Genomic DNA, 23,247 nt, shown 5'->3' with positions numbered 1-23,247 from the left:
ACTGCACACGTAGGCCTGATAAGCGAAGCGCCATCAGGCATCGTATTTAAGGAGTCTTGTTGTGTTAATTATCGAAACTCTGCCGCTGCTGCGCCAGCACATTCGTCGTTTGCGTCAGGAAGGCAAGCGTATTGCGCTGGTGCCAACCATGGGCAACCTGCATGACGGTCATATGAAGCTGGTCGACGAAGCAAAATCGCGCGCCGATGTGGTGGTGGTCAGTATTTTCGTGAACCCGATGCAGTTTGATCGTGCTGAAGATCTGGCGCGTTATCCGCGCACGTTGCAGGAAGACTGCGAAAAGCTGAACAAACGCAAAGTCGATCTGGTTTTTGCGCCTGCACCTGACCAGATCTATCCGCAGGGCTTCGAAGGCCAGACCTACGTTGACGTTCCCGGTCTCTCCACCATGCTCGAAGGTGCCAGCCGTCCGGGCCACTTCCGCGGCGTTTCGACTATCGTCAGCAAGCTGTTCAATCTGGTGCAGCCGGATATCGCCTGCTTTGGCGAGAAAGACTTCCAGCAACTGGCGCTGATTCGCAAGATGGTTGCCGACATGGGCTACGATATTGAGATCGTCGGCGTGCCAATTATTCGCGCGAAAGACGGTTTAGCGCTCAGTTCACGCAACGGTTATCTGAGCGCAGAACAACGCAAAATTGCGCCTGGACTGTATAAAGTGATGAACAGCATTGCCGAAAAACTGCTGGCGGGCAATCGTGACCAGCAGGAGATTATCGCCCTTGCCGAACAAGAGCTGAACGAAAAAGGCTTTCGCGCCGACGATATTCAGATTCGCGATGCCGACACCTTGCTGGAACTGACAGAAGCCAGCAAACGCGCGGTAATCCTCGTGGCGGCATGGCTTGGCCAGGCACGATTGATCGATAATCAGTCCGTTACATTAACCCAGTAGACAGGGGTTAAAAATAGAGCAATACTGCCTGAGAAATTCCTTAAGGCAGGTCAACGTGCCTGCTTTGTTATCGTACAGTTCTAAAGGTATACGTTATGATTCGCACTATGTTGCAGGGCAAACTCCACCGCGTGAAGGTGACTCAAGCGGACCTGCACTATGAAGGCTCCTGCGCCATCGATCAGGACTTTCTCGACGCATCCGGCATTCTGGAAAATGAAGCCATTGATATCTGGAACGTCACTAACGGCAAGCGTTTTTCCACCTATGCGATCGCCGCCGAACGCGGCTCCAGAATCATCTCTGTGAACGGCGCGGCGGCGCACTGTGCCAGCGTCGGCGATATTGTCATCATCGCCAGCTTTGTCACCATGTCTGACGAAGAAGCGCGTACCTGGCAGCCAAAAGTCGCCTACTTTGAAGGCGACAATGAAATGAAGCGTACCGCCAAAGCTATTCCGGTCCAGGTTGCCTGATATACACGTCATACTTCAAGTCGAATTATTTAGTGTATATATTCATTCAAAATTAATATACAAAAGGAGTCTGTTATCTCGACTCCTTTTTAAGGATTCTCTTAATTAAAAAATCCGCACAATAAACGGTCCCAGGATATATATTAGATCCAGATAAAAACTCCAAATAACTCCAAAAGAGACAACTATTATTACTTTAAAATAATTCATCCCAACTCTTTTTTATACTTTTTTTGCTCAAAAAAGTGACAAGCCTCAACATAACCCCATGATAAAACAAGTTTTCAGTCAAACTCAAAAGTGATTGTAGAAAAAATAATTTAATATTAACGAAACTAATCAAATACACTTTGTAAAGTTAATGTACTTTCCGGCCGATAGTTATCCTTAACAACGTAAGAAACTCAAGAAGCTGGAGATAACTTTATCTCCAGCTCTTAGCATTTATCACTTAATACGGATGTTTATTATTATGACATTTAAAAAATACGTACTGGCTGCGGCTGTAATGGCTGTGATGTCTGGCTCTGCTATGGCTGTTGATGCACCTTCTGACACAGGTACGATCACATTCCACGGTCTGGTTAATTCAGGGACTTGTCTCATTACTATGCCGGATGATTTTACTCAGGACGGCAATGACTTCGATGTTCAGTTAGAAACTGTTCAGGTGGCTGATTTCGCAGCAAATACCAAAAGTGCTAACAGTGTAACCAGTACCCTTGGTGAAACGCCGTTCAAGCTGCACGTCCAGTGCGACGTGTCTAAGAATATTGAAAGTGTCTCTGCACAGCTTGATCCCTGGGCTGGCTCTAGCGCAGGCAACGAAGGTATCCTGGTGCCAGCATCAAACCTGCAAGGCGCGGCAACAAACGTTGCGCTGGTGCTGAGAAATGGTGTGGGTGGTGATCAGATTAAGATGGGCCAGGCGAATGGTGGCACCGCAACTGCGTTAGTCAACGGTGCAGCCGACCTGAACTATGCCGTTGCTTACACCGGTCCGAGCACTGCCTCCAGCGGTAAAGTACAGGCGCAGGTTGCTTTCACTATGGATTACGAATAAGCAACAAGGCTGTTACTTATAAATCCTTCATCCTCTGGCTCATGCCAGAGGATGTTCCCGAATTTCCAACAGGACGTGGATCACATCATGTTTAATTTTACCGTAAAAACAGGATTAACAACCCTTAGCGCCGCTGTACTGAGCATGAGCGCGTTTCAGGCCAGCGCCGATGTCGTGATCTCCGGCACGCGTATTATTTATCAGCAATCCATGAAAGATGTGATTGTGAATATGACTAACCGCGGCAAAAACCCGCTGTTACTGCAAATCTGGATGGACGACGGCCGGGAAAGCGTTAATCCACAAGAACTGAAGCTACCGTTTGTCATCACGCCACCCATCACCCGTATTGACCCTGGTAAAGGGCAGTCGGTACGCGTCACCTATTTAAAAACGCCGTTGCCGCAGGACAGGGAATCTATCTTCTGGTTTAACGTACTGGAAATTCCTAAAAAATCACAAGCAAAAGACGGCGAAAGTCAAAACCAGTTGCAGCTCGCTTTTCGCACGCGTATCAAGCTGTTTTTCCGCCCCGATGGCTTAAAAGGCAACCCGGCGGAAGCCATGAAACAGGTGGAATGGTCACAAACCCAGACAGGCAATACGTTGTCTGTGGTGGGCAAGAATAATTCGCCTTATAACGTCTCTATTTCCAGCGCCACCTTTAAATCCGGCGGTCGGGAATATGAAATTGCCACGAAATCAATAAAACCGTTTTCCGATGAAACCATGGCGGTGAAAGGGCTAACTCAGGCAACTACCGGTGAAGTGACTTATGTCGCCATTAATGATTACGGCGGCACAGAAAAAATCACCAGCAAGGTGAAGTAATCGACACCATCATTTCCCATTTTAATTGACTGGATTTGTTATGCTTTTTCGTCGTTCCCTATTATGTCTCGCGATTAGCGCGACATTACCTTTTGCTACTTTCGCCGCTGAAAATGCGGCCCCTGCCACAGAAGATAATATAGAGTTTAACGACCAGTTTCTGCTAAACATGGGTAGCACCGTTGATGTCAGCCGCTATGCGCAGGGTAACCCGGTTTTGCCTGGCATATATCGGGTTAAAATTAGCCTTAACGGTAAAAATAAAACCACGCAAGACGTCGAATTTAAAGAGAACGGCACACCACGCGCTACGCCTTGTATTACCGTGATGATGCTCAGACAGGCGGGCGTGGATACCAGCGTATTAAGCGGTGGCCTGGCCGATGACGACAACGTTACCTGCGTGGATATAAAAGCCGCCTACAACAACGCGACGGTGAATTTTGACACAGCAAAATTAACGCTGGAACTCACCCTGCCGCAGCTTTATGTCATGAAGGTTCCGCAGGGCTATGTCGACCCGTCATTATGGGACGAGGGAATACCAGCGGCATTAGTTTCCTATAATATTAACGGCTGGCGTAATGAAACCGATGACGATAATTCAGATACCGCTTACGCCGGGCTGCAATACGGCCTGAATTTTGGCGCGTGGCGTTTACGTTCACGCGGCAGTTTAAACTGGGATAGTGACAGCGGCACCGAATACGACAACCAGGATATCTATTTACAGCGCGACATTCCGGCCATAAAAGCGCAACTGGTTGCCGGTGAAACCTTCACTAACGGCGACACGTTCGATTCTATCAGCTTACGCGGCCTGCGCCTGTATAGCGATGACCGTATGCGCCCGGAAGGCACCACCACCTACGCGCCGGTCGTTCGCGGTACCGCCAACAGTAACGCCAAAGTCACGGTGATGCAGAGCGGCAACAAAATTTATGAAACCACCGTCCCGCCCGGCCCGTTTGAGCTCAGCGACCTGAGCACCACCGGCTACGGTAATGACATAGAAGTGACGATAGAAGAGTCCGACGGCAGTAAACGTACCTTTACCGTGCCGTTCTCGTCGGTGACGCAGATGCTGCGCCCCGGCTCATCGCGCTGGGAGTTTGGCTTAGGCGAGCTTAATGATGAATCGATAAGTGACAACCCCCAGGTGGGTTACGCCACCGGCTATTACGGCATTAACAACACCTTCACCGGCTACGTGGGCGTGCAGTATACCGACATGGATTATTACGCTGGCCTGCTCGGCTTAGCGGTGAACACCCGCATCGGGGCATTTGCGCTTGATGTCACCCAGTCTCATGCGCAAATTGACGATTTGGGAACCATGGAAGGCCAGAGCTATCGCCTCAGCTACAGCAAAGTCATTGAAACCACTGACACCTCTTTTAACGTAGCGGCATATCGTTTTTCCACCGCCGACTACCTGACGCTGCGCGATGCCGCACAGCTCAATGAAGACATCCAGGACCAGGATCATTATTACGACTCCAACGAAGAGCTTTACGCCAACTATGAGCGAAAGAAAAGCCAGTACCAGGTGAGTATTAGCCAGCCGCTGGAATTTAACGATAAAAGCTACGGCTCATTTTATGTCACCGGCAGTTGGGAGAACTACTGGAACGAGGACGGCTACACCTCCAGCTATAACATGGGCTACAGCAACAGCTTCAGCTACGTGAGCTATAGCCTGTCGCTCCAGCGGACGTATGACGAAGATGGCGAACGGGATGACAGTATTTACCTTAACCTCAGCATCCCGTTGAGCATGTTCTCCAGCGAGGGTAAAAGCCTTGCGGGCTTCAACAACCTGAACGCCAGCATGCGTACCGACACCAAAGGCAGCTACGGGATGAACAACTCGGCCAGCGGTAACACGGAAGATGGCCAGTTTAACTACTCAGTGAGCACCAACACCAACAGCGGCGATTATGGCGATCTGAATCAGGTCAGCGGTTACGGTTCATGGCGCGGGCCTTACGGGCCGCTCTCTGTCTCTGCTTCATTTAGCGATGACAGCAGCAAGCAGTATTCCGCTAACTATAGCGGCGGTATGGTGCTGCACTCCGGCGGGCTGACGCTGGCACCTAACTCGTTTAGCGACACCAACCCGATGATTCTTGTCCATGCCAGCGGCGCGAAAGGCGCAACGCTGGGCTATGGGCAAGGCGAGCTGAATAGCTCGGGTTACGCCATCATGCCTTACGCGTCGGCATATCGGGAAAATAGCGTTGGGTTAAATATCTCTACGCTGGATGCCGATGTGGAAGTGAAATCCACCCGCGAAATCGCCATACCGCGCGATGGCGCAGTAGTTCGGGTGGATTTCGCCACCGATGAGGGCCGTTCATTACTGCTCGAACTGCAACGCAGCGACAACGGCTTTATTCCGCTTGGTGCGGATGTGCGTTCAGAGAAAAACGAGTCGGTTGGCATCGTAGGCCAGGCAGGCCAGGCCTACGTGCGCGGCATAGAAGACCAGGGAACATTACGCGTGGTCTGGGGCCAGGGAGCGGACAGCTCCTGCACCGTTCACTACCAAATAACAGACAGTGCGCAGAAAGTCGGCATGACCACTTTCCTGACTAACCAGCGCTGTCAAATGCCATAAGCTTTTACAAGGAGTTCCCTGATGACAAATTTATGCCATCACCTTCGCCATAGCCTGCCGCTGGCGCTGTTAACGCTGGCGATCGGCTCGCCTGCTCAGGCGGCGCAGCCGCAGGCTATTGATATTACATTCAAGGCCAAGGTCATAGAAGCGACCTGCAATGTAACCATTAACGGTTCCGACGCTACCGCCATAATCACGCTGGGCAGCGAGGGTAACGCCACGCTGGATGAGATTGTGCAATACATGGATGGCGACTTTAATAGCGCGACCATGACACGGTTTACCCTGGGAGCCAAAGACTGCCCGGAATCCATCGCCAGTGTGCAAACCACCCTCGGCGGCGTGATCCCTGGTACCTCAAATACCATTTTGATCCCGACAACAGCAGATGCGAGCGCAGGAAACACCGCCGGTGGCGTGGGGGTGAGGATCTCTCGTGCAAATACCAAGGACTATCTCAGAGTCTTTGGTGAAAAGGGTTCCAGCAGCGCCACCGATGACGAGAGCATTAAGTGGACGCCAGGCGAATTATCCGATGGCCAAGTGCAGCTTGATGCACGTTTAGTGACCATGCGGGGTGATATGAGCAACACCGAAGTCGGCCATCTTCAGGTAACCGCAACCTTTAACTTTAACTATGAATAACCCCGGCGATACCACGGAGCATGTTTATGAAATTTCACTCTCTTTTTCTCGCACTGGTGGCCACCAGCGGATTATTCAGCCACTTTAGCTATGCCGAAAGCACCCAGCTACGCGCCGAGTTTCACTCCGAGATTTTAGTCGGCACCTGCACGGCGAAGATAACGCACGGCGGCACAGAGACCGCGACCGTTGATTTTGGTGATGTCTTCAAAGGCGATATTGGCACGCGTGCCGAAGCGTTTAACGTTGAGCTGTCGGGATGTATCGGGGTAAAAACCACCACCGTTGCCGTGCAGCCCGGTGCGGGAAACTCCTGCTCCGGTGAGGCTTATAACACCGTCGGCAACACGAACACCGCCGTCGAAATATGGAGCAACGCCCCTGACACTGGCACCAAACTCGCTTGTAAAACGGGTGAGTCCTCGGTGTCTTTGAGCCATACGTTTCAAGACCGGACAAAAGACCAGGCCTATACCTACCCGATGGTGGCGCGTTGGGTGGTGGCCAACGGCAAAATGGCGACGGATGTGAAAACCGGCGAAGCCACATCATTAATTACTTTTTTAGTGACTTACCAATAATCGCGAGGCAAACCACAATGCGACCAACCCCTTTTATAATTCGACCCACACTTGCCTTATTCGCAGCGCTGGCGTTCGCTTCCTCAGTTCAGGCAGGCGACCTTGATGTTGAATTCAAGGCCAATATTCGGGCAACTACCTGTGATATGAGCATTGGGGGTGCCACGACCACGACCACGATCCCGTTTGGCGATGTCCTGTTAAACGACGTTATTAGCCACAGGGCGGATACCTCTTTTGATGAAACAACCATGGAACGCTTCACTTTAGATGTCGTCAACTGCCCGGAATCACTGAAGAGCCTCAAAACCGCCATCAGCGGCGTGCATGCCAACGATAATACCATTCTGATTTCATCGGTCACTGGCGATTCTGATCTCGGCGGTCTGGGGGTCCAGTTTTCTCGCTCGACCAATATGAGCTCCCACTTCCTGATTTATGGTGCGACCAACCCATCCGGCAATGATGGCACCGACACGCAGGTGATCTACTGGTCACAGGATGAAATAGATGCCAAAAAGATCGATATGGTGGCTCACCTGGTCACCATGCGAGCCGATGCCACCAATTCTAATATTGGCGCTTTTCAGGCAACGGCCACCTTTAACTTTACCTACGAATAATTCCGGCGATGCAAAGGAGCATTATTATGAAATTTAACTCTCTTTTTCTCGCGCTGGCTATGACGGGCGGGTTGTTCAGCGGGTTAAGCCAGGCGGCAGACCCCATTACCGGAACCACAACATTGCAAGCGGTGTTTACCGCTAACGTGCTTCCCGGCACCTGCAATGCTCAGGTGCAATACAACAGCGTCAATACCGAGACCATCGATTTTGGCGATCTGTATAAAAGCGATCTCGGCGTGCGCACCGAACCGTTCGACATTGTTTTAACGGAATGCAGCGGCGTGTTAACCACCACCGTAACGGCCAAACCGGGAGCGGGAAATAGCTGCTCTGGCGAAGCCTATGGCGCAACGGGCGGCACCAATACCGCCGTAGAGATATGGCAAACCGCCGCAGACACTGGCACGAAACTCACTTGCCAGAACCCTGCCTCCCCTGCAATCAGCCATTCCTTTGCCAACCGGGGGCCACAGGATGAGACTAATCCGGATGAACTCAAAGGATACACCTTCCCAATGGTAGCGCGCTGGGTGGTGGCCAATGGTAAAACGGCAGATGACGTCGCCATTGGCGCAGCGAGTTCGCGAATTACTTTTTCCGTTAATTATCAATAAGCAACGAGCGGACGACTATGCGACAGACACGTTTTATGATGCGACCAACGCTTGCCCTGCTGGCAGCTCTGGCGGCTGGGCCGTGGCCTGTCGCCACTCAGGCTGATGATAGCGGGATGGACGTTAACTTTACGGCCAGGTTTCTGGCCAACACCTGCCTGATTAGTCTGGAAAACGGCGGCGACGTGACGCTGCCCACCGTAGACCGCGACTGGTTTTACAACACCGACAGCAGCGACCGTTTGCAGCCGGAAACCGATGCCGGCGGCACACCGTTTACTATTCAGGTCGTCAGTTGCGATATGCCGCCTGCGGGCAGCGCTGATAATCAGCAACTGCATTTTCAGTTTACGCCGCAAGCGGCGTTAAACCCGGATCATATGCAGGTCTTTGTCAATGAGGCGTCTGGCAACGCGGCGGAAAATGTCGGCGTGGTGGTGTTTTCCGCCGCTCATCGCAGCAACGTGCTCAACAGCGACGGCAGTTCCGATGTGCTGTATGACCTGAGCAGCCTGCCCAAGCCGCGCTTTCCGGCAAGCTACGCCTTTTATGCCCGCTACCAGAACACCGGCCCTGTCGGCAGCGGGCTGGTGACCAGCAACGTTGTGGTTAACGTAACCTATCAATAAAGGATTAATGATGAAATTACGCAACGCGCTGTTCTGCGCACTGTGTTTATTCTCTGTCTGGACAAGCCAGGCATTGGCCAATGGATGTTGGCTCAGAAAGGAGACTGGTGCTACCGCGATTTCTATTCTTAACAGATCGGGAACAACGATTGGCCCTGTGGGGGGGTTCACCGAGCCTCTTCCAATCAACATCCCGGAGTTAATATTCGAAGCGAAAAACCTGGCCACAGACGGCGTTATGCCGATCGTGTGCGGTGATGGCAAAGATAACTCAGTCACCCTCACCGCCGGTGATGCCGCATTGTACGATACCTACACCACCCCGCTAGAGGGCACCACGGCAGGACTGCTCAAAACGAGCATCCCCGGTATTGTGTATACTTATTCAATTTATTGTATGGGTGACTGCCACGCTGGCGATAATGGAGCCGATCTTTATTTAGCGGGGCCGCCACAAGGGGGATCGAATGTCAAACCCCATATGGCGAGGGACAACATCTGGACAGGTGGCGGCGCAACAAAAAGGTGGCAGATTGAAGTCAACCTTTACCAAACGCCGGAGTACCGCCCGCATAATGGCCAGACGGAAGGCCACGCGCTGCCGGGCACCATCGGGACACTGCGTATCGGTAAATCGAACGAAGCGACAATGCCCATTATCATTGACACAGATTCGATCACCTTTAAGGTGATGGAGCCCACTTGCATGGGTTATGGTATTAACGGCAGCCAGGGGGACTCTGAGGTTAACCTTGGTGTTTACCACATCACCGACTTCACCAACGCCGACCAGAGTGTCACTTACGCCTTTACGTTTGATTTATTCCGGTGTTCCGTGAACAAAATATCCCTCAAAGTGACGGGCAAAAATAGCGGCTCCGGTGCCGACTACCTGGTCAACGATCTTTCAGGCGAAGCCGAGGGGCTGGGGCTTGCGCTGTTTTCAGACGCAGGAACCGGTAACTGGCAACACTTTAAAACCGACGGTTCACAGACGATTTCCACGGATTTTACGGGCAACGGCGATTGGTATATGGACTCATACAGCACCAAATTGGCTGCGGTACTGACGAAAATCGGCACCGTTAAAGCTGGCGAGTTTCAGGCCACGGCGACCTTTACGATCAACTACGAGTAATGTTTTACCGCGGCGGGTTGCTGACCCGCCGCGCCATGGTTTCAAGCGAATCCGTTCTTAAGATATACAAGCGTTTGAGTAAAAACGGATTATCCCCCGGCTTCACCTTCCCTCTCACCGTCGTGACCGCCATCTGGAAGCCCGCATTTTTTGCCGCATTGACCGCGAGCGCGTTATAACCACCGAATGGGTAAGAAAGATAAAGGACATGCGGGTTAAACTGCGCCAGCGCGCGGCGCGAATGTTGAAAGTCGAACAGAATATTATGCTCGCTGCGGCTGAGCAGGATCGGACGACGATGGCCATCTACCCGATGTAAAAAATGGGTATGCGACTGGAAGTCGAACACATCCCGGATTTCGTTAAGCTCTGAAATGCTCATAAACTGTAATGCTTTTGGCTCCCACTTTTGTGGGTAGCGCTTAATGCGCGAGGAAATAATAAACGCCGTTGCTTTCATACCGTACTGCTTCAGAATCGGATACGCGTAGCGGCTCACCGATTTCAGCCCATCGTCAAACGTAATCACCACCGCCCGCGCAGGCAGATTTATCTTGTTGCGCACATACCCTTCCAGTTGATACATGCTCAGCGTGGTATAGCCTGAATCACGCAGCCAGGTCATTTGGTTACTGAAGGCACGAACCGACGTCGTGGTGGAGGTATGACGGAAGCGGGTGTTCTCTTCATCGCGCAGAATATGGTGATAGGTGATCACCGGAATACCGTTATCGGGCTGAGCGTCCAGCGCGCTAATGTAGGCCAGCCGATCGCCGATGCGGATCTGATACCAGGTCTGATTAAGCCGGTCTTTCAGTTTGTTGATAATGGGGTAACGCAGGTTGTCCGCCAGCGTACCGAACGGCGCGCTGCCGACATCCGGCGCGTTGTACACCGGGGTATCTTTCCAGGTGATTAAATTCTGGTTGCTCAGCGGTTTGTTGAGATCGCCCAGACCGTCCTCAACTTTTTGGTGGCCCTGTACCGCATCCAGATGAACTTTATCAATAAACCCGCTACCGAAGCCAAATTTGAATGCGTAATAATCTGCGGCGACCGGTTCGACCGCGAGAATTTGCCCGGCGCGAATATATCCCACCGTCACCATCCGGTCACCAATTTGCGCCCAGACGGCGGCATCTTCGGTTGTTTGCATATAACGAGCGGGTAGCGCGGCGCTGACGCAGGCGGACGTCAGCAACAGCAGCAGCAGAAAAATGCGTTTACTCATGAAATTAAATTAACCAGGGCGAGAACCTACGCAGCCATTGTAACCATAAGCCCAGGAAATAAGCACGATCAACATTCATACAAACTATACACGTCATAGTTCAAGTTGCATGTGCGTTGGCTGCGAGTTACCCGGCCTGCGGCATCTTGTCCTGCAACCCGAATTATTTAGTGTGCATGCTTTAGCATAAAAGGGGGATTTTTTTGCTGTTGATGCCAGAGGCTGGTGACCTCTGGCGCGCCAAGGGCAACGATTTTATCGCGAAATGCCGCGCTGCTTAGCGATTCCCGTGAGAAAAGCATTTGCTCCAATAATGCATAGTTTACACCGGAAATCACTTCGCACCGGGGGTGTTTATGACTCATCAGCGAAGCCACGCGATAAGGTGCCGCGCCGGAAATATCTGTCAGAAAGATCACCCCATCGCCAGAATCGGTGGCGTGCAGCGCATCGCACATCATGCGACTTAACATATTGGTACTCAGGCCGCGCCAAAAATTGACCGCCCGACACTGCTTCTGCGCGCCATACTGTTTTTCCAGACAATCCAGCAGTTCCTGCGCCCTATCGTCATGGCAGGTAATCACCCAACCTAACATCATCTTCCCTCCATTAAGCCCACCAGAGCATATTAATTTCCAATATTATTTAATGTATATACGCAAAATTATTCAAGTTGCATAAGCACGGACTCGTAGGCCGGATAAGCGCAGCGTCATCCGGTGCACAACGCCCGATGGCGGCTTCGCCTTATCGGGCCTACAAGTATTTTGATGTTTATTGGGTATAGTGTATGTATTGCATTAAACTATAAATATTTAATATGAATATATTCCTAATTTTGCCCATTTAGCCGCAATTGAAGTCGGACAGCGTTTACTTCGTAAAATTATACGTGAAAATATCATTTGTCATATTAATGTTTTAGTTAAAATGTATTAACTTTCTTAAGGAATGAGAATAATGAAATTCGCATTAAAAACACTCGCCATTGTCCTGCTCGCCGCCGCCCCATCAGCATTCGCTGCCCTCGGCGATACCGCCAGCGACGGTACCGTACATATCACGGGGACGATTAAGCAAAACGCCTGTACGGTAAAAACCTCTTCTGTAGAGGTTACCTTAAAAGATGAATTTGCCTCCATATTTACTACTGCTGGTCAGACTCAGGGCGATAAAGAATTCACTATCGATCTGGAACACTGCGACGCTTCGGTGTATCCAAACGTACAGGCTCGTTTTGAAGGCGTCACCGATGCCTACGGCACTAACGTGCTGAAAAACAATGGTACAGCAACCAACGTTGGCGTGCAGATTGTGGACAGCGCCAGCAGCGCCATTACCTTTAATGACGAATCGCAATGGTCTGCGGCAACCACTATCCCGGCAGGCGGCGATACTGAAGTGAGTATTCCATTCACCGCGCGCTACATTGCAACCACCGCATCGGTTGGGGCAGGTTCTGTCGACTCCACCGCCACCTTCTATCTGCAATATAACTAAACGCTTCAGGTCGGCTTCGGCTGGCCTGCTTATACATTGAGGTCATGATGCATTCTTTGGCTAAAGCAGGGATGATTGCCAGTCTGCTCTTCAGTTCACTGGCGTATGCCGCCGGAATTAATATTGGTGCCACGCGCGTGATTTATCATGGCGACGCAAAGGATGAATCTTTATCGATAAGCAATAACGATACCGTTCCTTATCTGGTTCAGTCCTGGGCGCAATCAATCAGCGATTCAGGCGTAGTGGGCGATGCGCCATTTATGGTGACACCGCCGCTGTTCCGCCTGGACGGCGGACAAAAAAATGTGCTGCGCATTATTCGTACCGGCGAAAATCTGCCGGAAGATCGTGAGTCACTGTACTGGCTGGATATTAAATCGATTCCCAGAACCGATCCCAATGATAAACGCAACATACTGAAACTGGCCGTTAAGGCCGAGTTCAAACTAATTTACCGACCAAAAGCGCTAACGCAAACGCCGGAAGAGGTCACCGAAAAATTACAGTGGTCGCGCCAGGGTAATGAACTCGTCGTGAACAACCCAACGCCTTACTACATGAATTTCGCTGACATTGCCATCGGTGGTCACAAACTGAAAAAACCACGCTACGTCGCGCCTTTTGGCAGTGCGCGCTACTCCTTGCCCGCGGGTGCGGGCGGCCAGATTACCTGGTCAATCATTAATGACTTTGGTGGTACTGAGACGGAACACAGAACACCATAACGCCCAGGTAGAGATAACGGATGGGTACACGTAAAGGATTACACAGAAATTTTTACTTATCGCACTGCGCCTGGTTTGTCGCCTTCCAGTGTGCGCTAATGCCGTTCGCATCGGCTCGGGACTTTTTTGATCCGGCCTTCCTCGAAAATCGCGGGCAACAGCATAGCGCACCGGTCGATCTGTCCGTCTTCGGCACCGACAAAAGCCAACTGCCGGGGCGCTATTACGTCGATATCAGCATTAACCAAACGCCGATTGGCAGCCGCAACGTTAACTTTCAGCAGATAACGCTCAGCGATGGCCGCCAGACGCTACAGGGATGTCTCTCGCTACAGGAACTGAAAGACGCGGGCGTGAAAACAGATCTTTTCCCGGATCTGAATCATGCCCCGGAATGCGTCGATCTCAGCGTCATTCCCGGTGCCAGCCAGCAGTTTGATTTCCAGCAGCAGACGCTAGCGCTCAGCATTCCACAGCTCTATATCGCCAGCAGCGCACGCGGCTACGTGCCGCCCGAACTGTGGCAGGAAGGTATCCCGGCGGTGCTGCTTAACTACAGCTTTAGCGGCTACAGAGAGTATGAATCCAACAGCGACAATAGCGATACCGATTCGGAATATCTTGCGCTCCAGCCCGGCATCAACGTCGGCCCATGGCGTCTGCGCAACTATACCAACTGGAGTTCAAATACCAGTGGCGGCAATCACCAGCAGAGCTGGAATACGATCTATAACTACCTGCAACGCGACATTATCGTCTTAAAAAGCCAGCTTACCGGCGGGGACAGCAATACCCCCTCGGAGATATTCGACAGCGTACCGTTTCGCGGTATACAACTGGCCTCCGACGATCAGATGCTGCCGGATAGCCAGCGCGGCTACGCCCCCACCATTCGCGGCGTCGCCCGATCCAACGCTCAGGTGACGGTGCGGCAAAATGGGCGCATCGCCTATCAAACCGCCGTTCCGCCGGGTGAGTTCGAAATCAACGATATGTTCGCCACCGGCAGCAACGGCGACTATGACGTGACGGTCAGAGAGGCTGACGGCAGCGAGCAGCACTTTGTGGTGCCCTACTCGTCGTTACCCGTTTTGCAGCGTAGTGGGCAGGCGAAGTACAGCCTGACCGCCGGGAAATACCGCGACTACGACAATCATACCCTGGATAACTTCGTCCAGGGGACGCTGCTCTACGGCCTGCCGTGGGGCGTCACGCTCTATGGCGGCAGCCAGGTCGTCGGCGATAAATACCAGTCCGCCGCCCTCGGCGTCGGGCAGAATATGCGCGCGCTGGGTGCCGTTTCGCTGGACGGCATCTGGTCACATGCGAAATTTGACAACGGTAAGGCCGAAAACGGAAGTTCGTGGCGGGTGCGCTACAGCAAGGGCATAGTCAGCACTGGCACCACGCTGTCGCTTGCCGGATACCGCTATGCCAGTGAACACTACAATTCGCTGGAAGAGGTTATCAATCCGGACGATGATTTTTACGATAACTATGGCAAACGCCGTAACCGTTTTGAGACGTCGGTCAGCCAGCAGTTTGGCGACGATCTGGGTTCTATGACCCTGAGCTGGGTAAAAGAGGATTACTGGCACAGCAAACAGCAGATGGAGTCGCTCAGCGCCAGCTATAACAATCGCCTGGGGTCGGTCAACTATTCGCTGAGCTACAGCTATAACCGCAATACTTACCAGTACAGCGCCGATGACGATAACGACGATCGTTACTACCAGAATGACCAGTTGTTCACGCTGTCGCTGAACGTGCCGTTCACGGTATTCGACTCACGGATGTACGCCAGCTATATGCTGAACACCCGCAAACATGACGCCACGGTAAACAGCACCACGCTCAGCGGCAGCGCCCTACGCGACAACAATCTGAACTGGTCGCTACAGCAAAGCCACAGCACGAATGACGGCGATTCCGGCGGTCTGAGCGCCGACTACAAAGGAACCTATGCCAACCTGAACGCGGGTTACAGCCAGTCGCCGGATTCCCGGCAGGTCAGCTACGGCATCCGTGGCGGCATGCTGGCGCATGAAAACGGCATCACCCTGAGCCAGCCCATCACCGGCGCAGCGATTCTGGTTAAAGCCCCTGGTGCCAGCGGCGTCTCAGTCGTCGACCAGACCGGCGTTACCACCGATTTTCGCGGCTACACGGTGATACCCAACGTCACGCCTTATTACCGCTACGATATTGCGCTCGACAGCAGCACCTTCGCCGATAACGTTGATATCCCGCTGAATAACCAGACCGTCTACCCCACGCGCGATGCCGTGGTACGCGCGACTTATGATACTCGTAAGGGCTACCGCGTGCTGCTGACCCTGGAACGCAATGGGGCAGTCGTGCCGTTTGGCGCAACAGTGAGCGTCGACGGGCAGACCGAAAGCCAGGCGAATATCGTCGCCGACAAAGGCCAGGTCTTTCTCAGCGGCTTGCCGGAAGAGGGACATCTGCTGGTCAGTTGGGGAACCGCCAGTTGCCGCGCAGACTACCGTCTGGACATCAGTAAAAATTTGAATGGCATCGTGCTGGCGAACGCCGCCTGTCGATGAGGAGCAACATGAAAAAATATATCATTCTGGCGCTAGGGTTATTTTCAGGCCATGCGCTGGCGGAATCGATAGGTAACGGGACAGGCTGGTGCGAAGCCACGACCGGTTCCCATAACTTTAATTTCAGCTTTAACCAGACCATTGAGGATACGTCTGAAAACCGAAGGGGTAATATTATCGAAGAGTCCTGGTCGGCTGGCGGTAGCTACACCGCAAAGTGCGACTGCGACAACACCGACTATCGCGGTTATAACTACTTTACCGCCACCACGGGTAGCCTGACGCAAAAAGGGACATTCAGCGAACAGCGTTACTACGGGCATATGGATTACTACGTTCTGATACCGGGCAAACTGGAAATCGGTACCGAAGCCTACATCAGCGGACATGTAAAACAGTATGTCCCGGTCCCCTTCTCGTCGCTCAGCAATGGCGATCCAAACGCAGGCGGCTGTACAGGCGCGGAAATGGCCGATATGAGCGCGGGGAACAAAGGCCACGTCAGAATTTACATCACTCATCCGCTGGTGGGCCGGATAACCATCCCAACGACCACCATTATGAACCTCTATTTATCGAAGGTTCCCGTCAGCAGCGGCGATAACATCCCGCCAGCGGTGCCACCACTGGCGCACGTCACCATGTCCGGTACTATTACGGTGCCGCAGTCCTGCTCAATTAACGCCGGGCAGATTATCGACGTCAGACTACCGGATATTATAGGCAAAGATATTCGCAACCTCGGCGACAGCCCACAGGAGTCACACGTCACTACGCAGGTCAACTTCACCTGTAGCAACGTGGCGGACGGCACCAATCTGTCAATGTCGCTTAACGGAGAAAACGATCCTAATAACAACGAGTACCTGAAAACGACAAATCCCGATCTCGGCATCCGCATTTCCGATAAGAACAACACCACCATTGTACCCAACGGTGACGCCGAACTGCCGATTAACAATTATCACGATGGCGCAGGCACCACCCAGTTCACCGCCGCGCCGGTCAATACCACCGGGCATATTCCCCATACCGGGGAGTACCAGGCGACCGCCACGCTGGAGATGCAGATTCGCTAATTGTGAAAGGGCGACGCCGTCGCCCTTTCACATCAGCTACGCAGCCCGCGACCACGCTGAATGAGCGACCAGCACAGCGCGTAGAAAGCAATAATGAAAATCACCAGCACGCCGAAGGTGGTCACCAGCGGTACATCATGAATACCGAGAAAACCATAACGGAAACCGCTTATCATATAAACAATCGGATTCAGATGTGACAACCCCTGCCAGAACGGCGGCAGCAGAGTGAGTGAATAGAACACCCCGCCGAGGTAGGTCAGCGGCGTCAGCACGAAGGTCGGGATCAGGCTGATATCGTCGAAGGTTTTGGCGAATACCGCATTCAGCAGGCCAGCGAGTGAAAACAGTACTGCGGTTAATATCAGCGTTAAGGCGACAAACAACCACGAATGCACCTGAAATGGCACGAAAAAGAGCGAAATCGCCGTGACCAAAACCCCCACACACAGCCCACGCGCCACGCCGCCGCCAACAAATCCGGCGATAATCACGTGCGTCGGCACTGGCGCGACCAGTAACTCTTCAATGTTGCGCTGAAATTTAGCGCTAAAGAACGACGACGCCACGTTGGCATAGGCGTTGGTGATGACGGACATCATAATCAGCCCGGGCACAATAAACTGCATATAGCTAAAGCCGTGCATCTCGCCAATCCGGGAGCCAATCAGGTTACCAAAAATAATAAAATAGAGCGTCATGGTAATGACCGGCGGCACCAGCGTTTGCACCCAGATGCGCATAAATCGGTGGATCTCTTTCGCCCAGATGCTTTTTAATGCGACCCAATACAACTGCATCATGCGAGATCTCCTTGTTTATCATGCACCAGTGAAACAAATAGCTCTTCCAGACGGTTGGCTTTATTACGCATGCTTAGCACCTGTACGCCCTGCGCACTAAGCTGACTAAAGACGCTGTTAATCCCCTGCTCACGCAGGACTTCCACTTCAAGCGTAGAAGTGTCGATCAGGCGGTACTGGTATCCATCCAGCTTTGGCAATGGGCTTTTCGGTGCCAGATCGAGAATAAAAGTTTCCGATTTCAGTTTTGACAGCAGCGCTTTCATAGAGGTGTTTTCCACTAATTCGCCGTGCTGAATAATGCCAATATTCCGGCATAACATTTCAGCCTCTTCGAGATAGTGGGTTGTCAGAATGATAGTGGTGCCTTTGTCGTTCAGATCCTTTAAAAAGCCCCACATTGAGCGGCGCAGTTCGATGTCTACCCCGGCGGTAGGTTCATCGAGAATCAGCAGCTTGGGCTCATGCATCAGCGCACGGGCAATCATTAAACGGCGCTTCATCCCACCGGATAACATCCGCGCACGTTCGTTACGTTTTTCCCATAGATCGAGCTGTTTTAGGTACTTTTCACTACGTATAACGGCTTCTTTATGTTCAACGCCATAATAGCCAGCCTGATTAACCACAATCTGCTGGACCGTTTCAAACGGGTTGAAGTTAAACTCCTGCGGCACCAGCCCAAGCTGGCGCTTGGCGTTGACGACATCTTTTTGCAAATCGTAGCCAAAAACACTCACCCGCCCGGAGGTCTTATTCACCAGTGAGCTGATAATACCGATGGTGGTGGATTTTCCCGCCCCGTTAGGTCCAAGCAGGGCGTAAAAGTCTCCCGCCTGTACCTGTAGATCGATTCCCCGCAACGCTTGCACGCCGCCGGGATAAGTTTTTTTAAGCTGCTCAATTTCCAGTGCAATGGTCATGAATTTTTACTTACCTTACGTTCTGACACTTTATATGTGGTTTAAATAATCCCGGAGTTGACCTATATTAGCCCAACGCAATTATTTGGTTACAGGTCGTTAACCTCCATGAAAGACATAGATACACTCATCAGTAACAATGCACTATGGTCAAAAATGCTGGTGGAAGAAGATCCCGGATTTTTCGAAACGCTGGCTCAGGCACAAAAGCCGCGTTTTCTGTGGATTGGATGTTCCGATAGCCGCGTTCCCGCTGAGCGTCTGACCGGCCTTGAACCGGGCGAATTGTTTGTTCACCGTAACGTTGCCAACCTGGTGATCCATACCGATCTCAATTGCCTCTCCGTGGTTCAGTACGCCGTTGACGTGCTGGAAGTTGAACACATTATCATCTGCGGCCACTACGGTTGCGGCGGCGTGCAGGCGGCGGTCGAAAACCCGGAACTGGGGCTTATCAACAACTGGCTGCTGCACATTCGCGATATCTGGTTTAAGCATAGCTCTCTCCTTGGCGAAATGCCGCAGGAACGTCGCCTGGATACGCTGTGTGAGCTGAATGTGATGGAGCAGGTGTATAACCTCGGCCACTCCACCATTATGCAGTCGGCCTGGAAACGCGGACAGAAAGTGACGATTCACGGCTGGGCGTATGGTATTCACGATGGGCTATTGCGCGACCTCGATGTGACCGCGACTAATCGCGAATCGCTGGAACAACACTACCGTAAAGGCGTGTCCAACCTGCGTCTGAAGCACATCAATCACAAGTAGCTTCGCGGCGGGCCGATTTCAGGCCCCGTGCCCTTTCTGCCGGGCGGCGCAAGCTTGCCCGGCCTACGGATCACCCTTCCCGAGGCCATCCCTAAACCGCAGGCCTGATAAGCATAGCGCCATCAGGCATTCCGTTCCCGAGGCCATCCCCAAACTGTAGGCCTGATAAGCATAGCGCCATCAGGCATTCCGTTCCCGAGGCCATCCCCAAACTGTAGGCCTGATAAGCGTAGCGCCATCAGGCATTCCGCGCGCCATTCCCAACCGTAGGCCTGATAAGCGTAGCGCCATCAGGCATTCAGTCCGCCATTCCCAACCGTAGCCCTGATAAGCATCCCGCCATCAGGCATTCTGCGCGCAAGCTTACTCGTCCAGCATCACCACTTTGCCCACATACGGCAAATGGCGATAACGCTGGGCGTAATCAATCCCGTAACCGACCACGAATTCATCCGGAATGGAAAAACCCACGAACTCGACGTCAACGTCCACTTCGCGGCGGGAAGGTTTGTCGAGCAGCGTACAAATCGCCAGTGATTTCGGTTCACGCAGGCTTAAAATTTCACGCACTTTCGACAACGTATTCCCCGAATCGATGATGTCCTCAACGATCAGCACGTCTTTGCCGCGAATATCTTCATCCAGATCTTTGAGGATTTTGACATCGCGGGTGGTGGACATGCCGCTGCCGTAGCTGGAGGCGGTCATAAAATCGACCTCATGGGACACCTGTACTTCACGGCACAGGTCGGCCATGAACATAAACGAGCCGCGCAGCAGTCCCACCAGCACCATGTCGCTGCCGCTATCCTTATAGCGCTCAGTGATCTGACGCCCCAGTTCGGCGATACGCGTTTTAATATCCGTTTCCGGGATCATCACTTCAACAGTATGTTTCATTTAACTAACCATATGATTTTCAGGTAAATCACTCAATGCCGCTGCGCCAGGCTACGGCATTGATTAGTAAGCCCCGCAGTATACCAGTAAAACAAATTTAACGGGGGATCGGTTAAGAAAGCTCATTTTGTGATGACGATCACACATGTTAAATCCTATAATGAATTGCTATTAAAATATTAATTAATTTGACGAGTGTCCTTTTATGGCAGAAACAAAACCACATACGTCACGCGTTCTGGTGACGTTAACAGCGCTGTTCGCCGCTTTTTGCGGACTGTATCTGTTAATTGGCGGGGTCTGGCTGGTCGCCACCGGCGGCTCCTGGTACTACCCGATAGCAGGCATTGTAATGCTGGGCGTGACCTGGCTACTGTGGCGCAGCAAGCGATCCGCGCTGTGGCTGTATGCCGCGCTGCTGCTGGCGACGATGATTTGGGGCGTGTGGGAGGTCGGCTTCGACTTCTGGGCGCTGACGCCGCGTAGCGATATTCTGGTGTTCTTCGGCATCTGGCTGATCCTACCCTTTGTCTGGCGTCGCCTGATTTTCCCCTCCGCTGGTGCTGTTGCCGCACTGGTCGTGGCGCTGCTGATTAGCGGCGGCATTTTGACCTGGGCAGGCTTTAACGATCCGCAGGAGGTCAACGGCACGCTGAGCGCAGACGCCACCCCTGCCGAACCGATCTCTCCGGTGGCCGATCAGGACTGGCCCGCGTATGGCCGTAATCAGGAAGGCCAGCGCTATTCGCCGCTTAAGCAAATTAATGCCGATAACGTCCACAAGCTGAAAGAAGCGTGGGTGTTCCGCACCGGCGATCTGAAAAAAGAGAACGACTCCGGCGAAGTCACCAACGAAGTGACGCCGATTAAAGTCGGCGATACGCTGTATCTGTGCACCGCGCATCAGCGTCTGTTTGCGCTTGACGCGGCGACGGGTAAAGAAAAATGGCACTTCGATCCGCAGCTTAATTCCACCCCGTCGTTCCAGCACGTCACCTGCCGTGGCGTGTCGTATCACGAAGCGAAAGCAGAGAGTGCCCCGGCTAACGTGATGGCCGACTGTCCACGCCGTATTATTCTGCCGGTCAACGATGGTCGCCTGTTCGCACTCAATGCTGATACCGGCAAGCTGTGCGAATCCTTCGCCAATAAAGGCATCCTGAACCTGCAAACCAACATGCCGGATCAGACGCCGGGCCTGTATGAACCGACCTCACCGCCGATCATTACCGACAAAGCGATTGTGATTGCTGGCTCAGTAACCGATAACTTCTCGGTACGTGAAACCTCCGGTGTGATCCGTGGTTTTGATGTAAACACCGGCGATTTGCTGTGGGCGTTTGATCCGGGTGCGAAAGACCCGAATGCGATTCCGTCGGATGAGCATACGTTCACCTTCAACTCGCCGAACTCCTGGGCACCCGCAGCTTATGACGCCAAACTGGACCTGGTGTATCTGCCGATGGGTGTGAGTACGCCGGATATCTGGGGCGGTAACCGCACGCCGGAGCAGGAACGTTATGCCAGCTCTATCGTCGCGCAAACCGCGACGACCGGTAAACTGGCGTGGAGTTATCAGACCGTTCACCACGATTTGTGGGATATGGACATGCCGTCCCAGCCGACGCTGGCGGATATCACGGTTGATGGTAAAACGGTGCCGGTAGTTTACGCCCCGGCGAAAACCGGTAACATTTTTGTGCTGGATCGCCGTAATGGCCAACTGGTCGTCCCGGCTCCGGAAAAACCGGTTCCGCAGGGCGCGGCGAAAGGCGACTATGTCACCAAAACCCAGCCGTTCTCTGACCTCAGTTTCCGTCCGAAGAAAGATCTGAGCGGCGCGGATATGTGGGGCGCAACCATGTTCGACCAGCTGGTCTGCCGGGTGATTTTCCAGCAGATGCGCTATGAAGGCATCTTCACGCCCCCGTCTGAACAAGGCACGCTGGTATTCCCGGGTAACCTCGGGATGTTCGAGTGGGGCGGTATTTCGGTCGATCCTAACCGTCAGGTAGCGATTGCCAACCCGATGGCGCTGCCGTTTGTCTCTAAACTGATGCCGCGTGGTCCGGGCAATCCGATGGAGCAGCCGAAAGATGCGAAAGGCAGCGGTACGGAAGCCGGTATTCAACCACAGTACGGTGTGCCGTATGGCGTGACCCTGAACCCGTTCCTGTCGCCGTTTGGTCTGCCGTGTAAGCAGCCTGCCTGGGGGTATATCTCCGCGCTGGATCTGAAAACCAATGAAGTAGTATGGAAAAAACGTATCGGTACGCCACGCGACAGCCTGCCGTTCCCGATGCCGTTTAAAGTGCCGTTTAATCTCGGGATGCCGATGCTGGGCGGTCCTATTTCCACCGCCGGTAACGTGCTGTTTATTGGTGCGACCGCAGATAACTACCTGCGTGCTTATAACATGAGCAACGGCGAGAAGCTGTGGGAAGGCCGTCTGCCGGCAGGCGGTCAGGCCACGCCGATGACCTACGAAGCGAATGGCAAACAGTACGTGGTCATCTCAGCGGGTGGTCATGGTTCGTTTGGTACGAAGATGGGCGATTATATCGTGGCCTTCGCGCTGCCGGACGACGAGAAGTAAGCTG

General features: G+C 52.7%; 22 protein-coding genes. 17 read left to right on the top strand and 5 right to left on the bottom strand.

All coding sequences use genetic code 11. From position 1 onward, the window contains the following. Positions 1-61 precede the first annotated feature (61 nt). The 11 genes from panC to CHU32_RS16825 all read left to right on the top strand — a co-directional run bounded on the left by panC (position 62) and on the right by CHU32_RS16825 (position 10,142). Entirely contained in the window at positions 62-916 is an 855-nt protein-coding gene (gene panC, locus CHU32_RS16875; RefSeq protein WP_103678212.1) for a pantoate--beta-alanine ligase, read from the top strand. 95 nt (positions 917-1,011) lie between these two features. Continuing rightward, positions 1,012-1,392, top strand: a complete 381-nt coding sequence (gene panD / locus CHU32_RS16870; RefSeq protein ID WP_103678211.1) for an aspartate 1-decarboxylase — start codon at positions 1,012-1,014, stop codon at positions 1,390-1,392. A 472-nt stretch (positions 1,393-1,864) separates the two neighbouring features. Next, entirely contained in the window at positions 1,865-2,455 is a 591-nt protein-coding gene (locus CHU32_RS16865) for a fimbrial protein (protein ID WP_103678210.1), read from the top strand. A gap of 87 nt (positions 2,456-2,542) precedes the next feature. Beyond that, complete coding sequence (locus CHU32_RS16860) at positions 2,543-3,286, top strand: fimbrial chaperone (protein ID WP_103678209.1); 744 nt, start codon at positions 2,543-2,545, stop codon at positions 3,284-3,286. A gap of 40 nt (positions 3,287-3,326) precedes the next feature. Further along, complete coding sequence (locus CHU32_RS16855) at positions 3,327-5,906, top strand: outer membrane usher protein (protein ID WP_103678208.1); 2,580 nt, start codon at positions 3,327-3,329, stop codon at positions 5,904-5,906. 21 nt (positions 5,907-5,927) lie between these two features. Next, on the top strand, positions 5,928-6,554 hold the full coding sequence (locus CHU32_RS16850; protein ID WP_103678207.1) for a fimbrial protein: 627 nt from the start codon (positions 5,928-5,930) through the stop codon (positions 6,552-6,554). A 26-nt stretch (positions 6,555-6,580) separates the two neighbouring features. Continuing rightward, complete coding sequence (locus CHU32_RS16845; protein WP_103678206.1) at positions 6,581-7,135, top strand: fimbrial protein; 555 nt, start codon at positions 6,581-6,583, stop codon at positions 7,133-7,135. 17 nt (positions 7,136-7,152) lie between these two features. Further along, positions 7,153-7,758: a fimbrial protein gene (locus CHU32_RS16840; protein WP_103678205.1), complete on the top strand. Its 606-nt coding sequence runs from the start codon at positions 7,153-7,155 to the stop codon at positions 7,756-7,758. Between the two features lie 26 nt (positions 7,759-7,784). Continuing rightward, the gene (locus CHU32_RS16835) at positions 7,785-8,375 is read left to right on the top strand and encodes a fimbrial protein (RefSeq protein WP_103678204.1); all 591 of its coding nucleotides are present in this window, start codon (positions 7,785-7,787) and stop codon (positions 8,373-8,375) included. A 17-nt stretch (positions 8,376-8,392) separates the two neighbouring features. Next, the gene (locus CHU32_RS16830; RefSeq protein ID WP_103678203.1) at positions 8,393-9,004 is read left to right on the top strand and encodes a fimbrial-like protein; all 612 of its coding nucleotides are present in this window, start codon (positions 8,393-8,395) and stop codon (positions 9,002-9,004) included. Between the two features lie 7 nt (positions 9,005-9,011). After that, entirely contained in the window at positions 9,012-10,142 is a 1,131-nt protein-coding gene (locus tag CHU32_RS16825; RefSeq protein WP_103678202.1) for a fimbrial protein, read from the top strand. Positions 10,143-10,146: 4 nt separating this feature from the next. Here the strand turns inward: CHU32_RS16825 and CHU32_RS16820 are convergent, their stop codons facing one another. Continuing rightward, positions 10,147-11,373 (bottom strand): polysaccharide deacetylase family protein, encoded by a 1,227-nt coding sequence (locus tag CHU32_RS16820; RefSeq protein WP_103750894.1) that lies wholly within the window; start codon positions 11,371-11,373, stop codon positions 10,147-10,149. A gap of 167 nt (positions 11,374-11,540) precedes the next feature. Next, entirely contained in the window at positions 11,541-11,972 is a 432-nt protein-coding gene (locus CHU32_RS16815) for a PTS sugar transporter subunit IIA (RefSeq protein ID WP_103678030.1), read from the bottom strand. A 364-nt stretch (positions 11,973-12,336) separates the two neighbouring features. Here CHU32_RS16815 and CHU32_RS16810 point away from each other — a divergent pair, with 364 nt between their 5' ends. From CHU32_RS16810 to CHU32_RS16795, 4 genes are read left to right on the top strand one after another with little or no spacing between them, the layout of a single operon-like run. After that, on the top strand, positions 12,337-12,876 hold the full coding sequence (locus tag CHU32_RS16810; RefSeq protein ID WP_103677953.1) for a fimbrial protein: 540 nt from the start codon (positions 12,337-12,339) through the stop codon (positions 12,874-12,876). Positions 12,877-12,923: 47 nt separating this feature from the next. Then, the gene (locus CHU32_RS16805; protein ID WP_103677954.1) at positions 12,924-13,604 is read left to right on the top strand and encodes a fimbria/pilus periplasmic chaperone; all 681 of its coding nucleotides are present in this window, start codon (positions 12,924-12,926) and stop codon (positions 13,602-13,604) included. A 20-nt stretch (positions 13,605-13,624) separates the two neighbouring features. Beyond that, positions 13,625-16,171: a fimbrial outer membrane usher protein gene (locus tag CHU32_RS16800; RefSeq protein WP_103677955.1), complete on the top strand. Its 2,547-nt coding sequence runs from the start codon at positions 13,625-13,627 to the stop codon at positions 16,169-16,171. Between the two features lie 8 nt (positions 16,172-16,179). Beyond that, positions 16,180-17,250 (top strand): fimbrial protein, encoded by a 1,071-nt coding sequence (locus tag CHU32_RS16795; protein WP_103677956.1) that lies wholly within the window; start codon positions 16,180-16,182, stop codon positions 17,248-17,250. A gap of 32 nt (positions 17,251-17,282) precedes the next feature. Here the strand turns inward: CHU32_RS16795 and CHU32_RS16790 are convergent, their stop codons facing one another. Then, positions 17,283-18,053 (bottom strand): ABC transporter permease, encoded by a 771-nt coding sequence (locus CHU32_RS16790; RefSeq protein WP_103677957.1) that lies wholly within the window; start codon positions 18,051-18,053, stop codon positions 17,283-17,285. Then, positions 18,050-18,976, bottom strand: coding sequence for an ABC transporter ATP-binding protein (locus CHU32_RS16785; RefSeq protein WP_103677958.1), 927 nt, complete (start codon positions 18,974-18,976; stop codon positions 18,050-18,052). The genes CHU32_RS16790 and CHU32_RS16785 overlap by 4 nt, the downstream gene beginning before the upstream one ends. A 108-nt stretch (positions 18,977-19,084) precedes the next feature. On the opposite strand from CHU32_RS16785, the gene can reads away from it, so the two are divergent. Next, complete coding sequence (gene can / locus CHU32_RS16780; protein WP_103677959.1) at positions 19,085-19,747, top strand: carbonate dehydratase; 663 nt, start codon at positions 19,085-19,087, stop codon at positions 19,745-19,747. Positions 19,748-20,110: 363 nt separating this feature from the next. Here the strand turns inward: can and hpt are convergent, their stop codons facing one another. Further along, the gene (gene hpt / locus CHU32_RS16775; RefSeq protein ID WP_103677960.1) at positions 20,111-20,647 is read right to left on the bottom strand and encodes a hypoxanthine phosphoribosyltransferase; all 537 of its coding nucleotides are present in this window, start codon (positions 20,645-20,647) and stop codon (positions 20,111-20,113) included. Positions 20,648-20,852: 205 nt separating this feature from the next. Here hpt and CHU32_RS16770 point away from each other — a divergent pair, with 205 nt between their 5' ends. Continuing rightward, positions 20,853-23,243 carry a glucose/quinate/shikimate family membrane-bound PQQ-dependent dehydrogenase gene (locus CHU32_RS16770; RefSeq protein ID WP_103677961.1) on the top strand — a complete coding sequence of 797 codons (2,391 nt, stop codon included), beginning with the start codon at positions 20,853-20,855 and terminating at the stop codon, positions 23,241-23,243. The last annotated feature ends 4 nt before the right edge of the window (positions 23,244-23,247 follow it).

Source organism: Superficieibacter electus (assembly GCF_002915575.1).
In the GTDB taxonomy this organism is placed as follows: Bacteria; Pseudomonadota; Gammaproteobacteria; order Enterobacterales; family Enterobacteriaceae; genus Superficieibacter; species Superficieibacter electus.
This window is presented reverse-complemented; position numbering and strand designations above follow the sequence as displayed.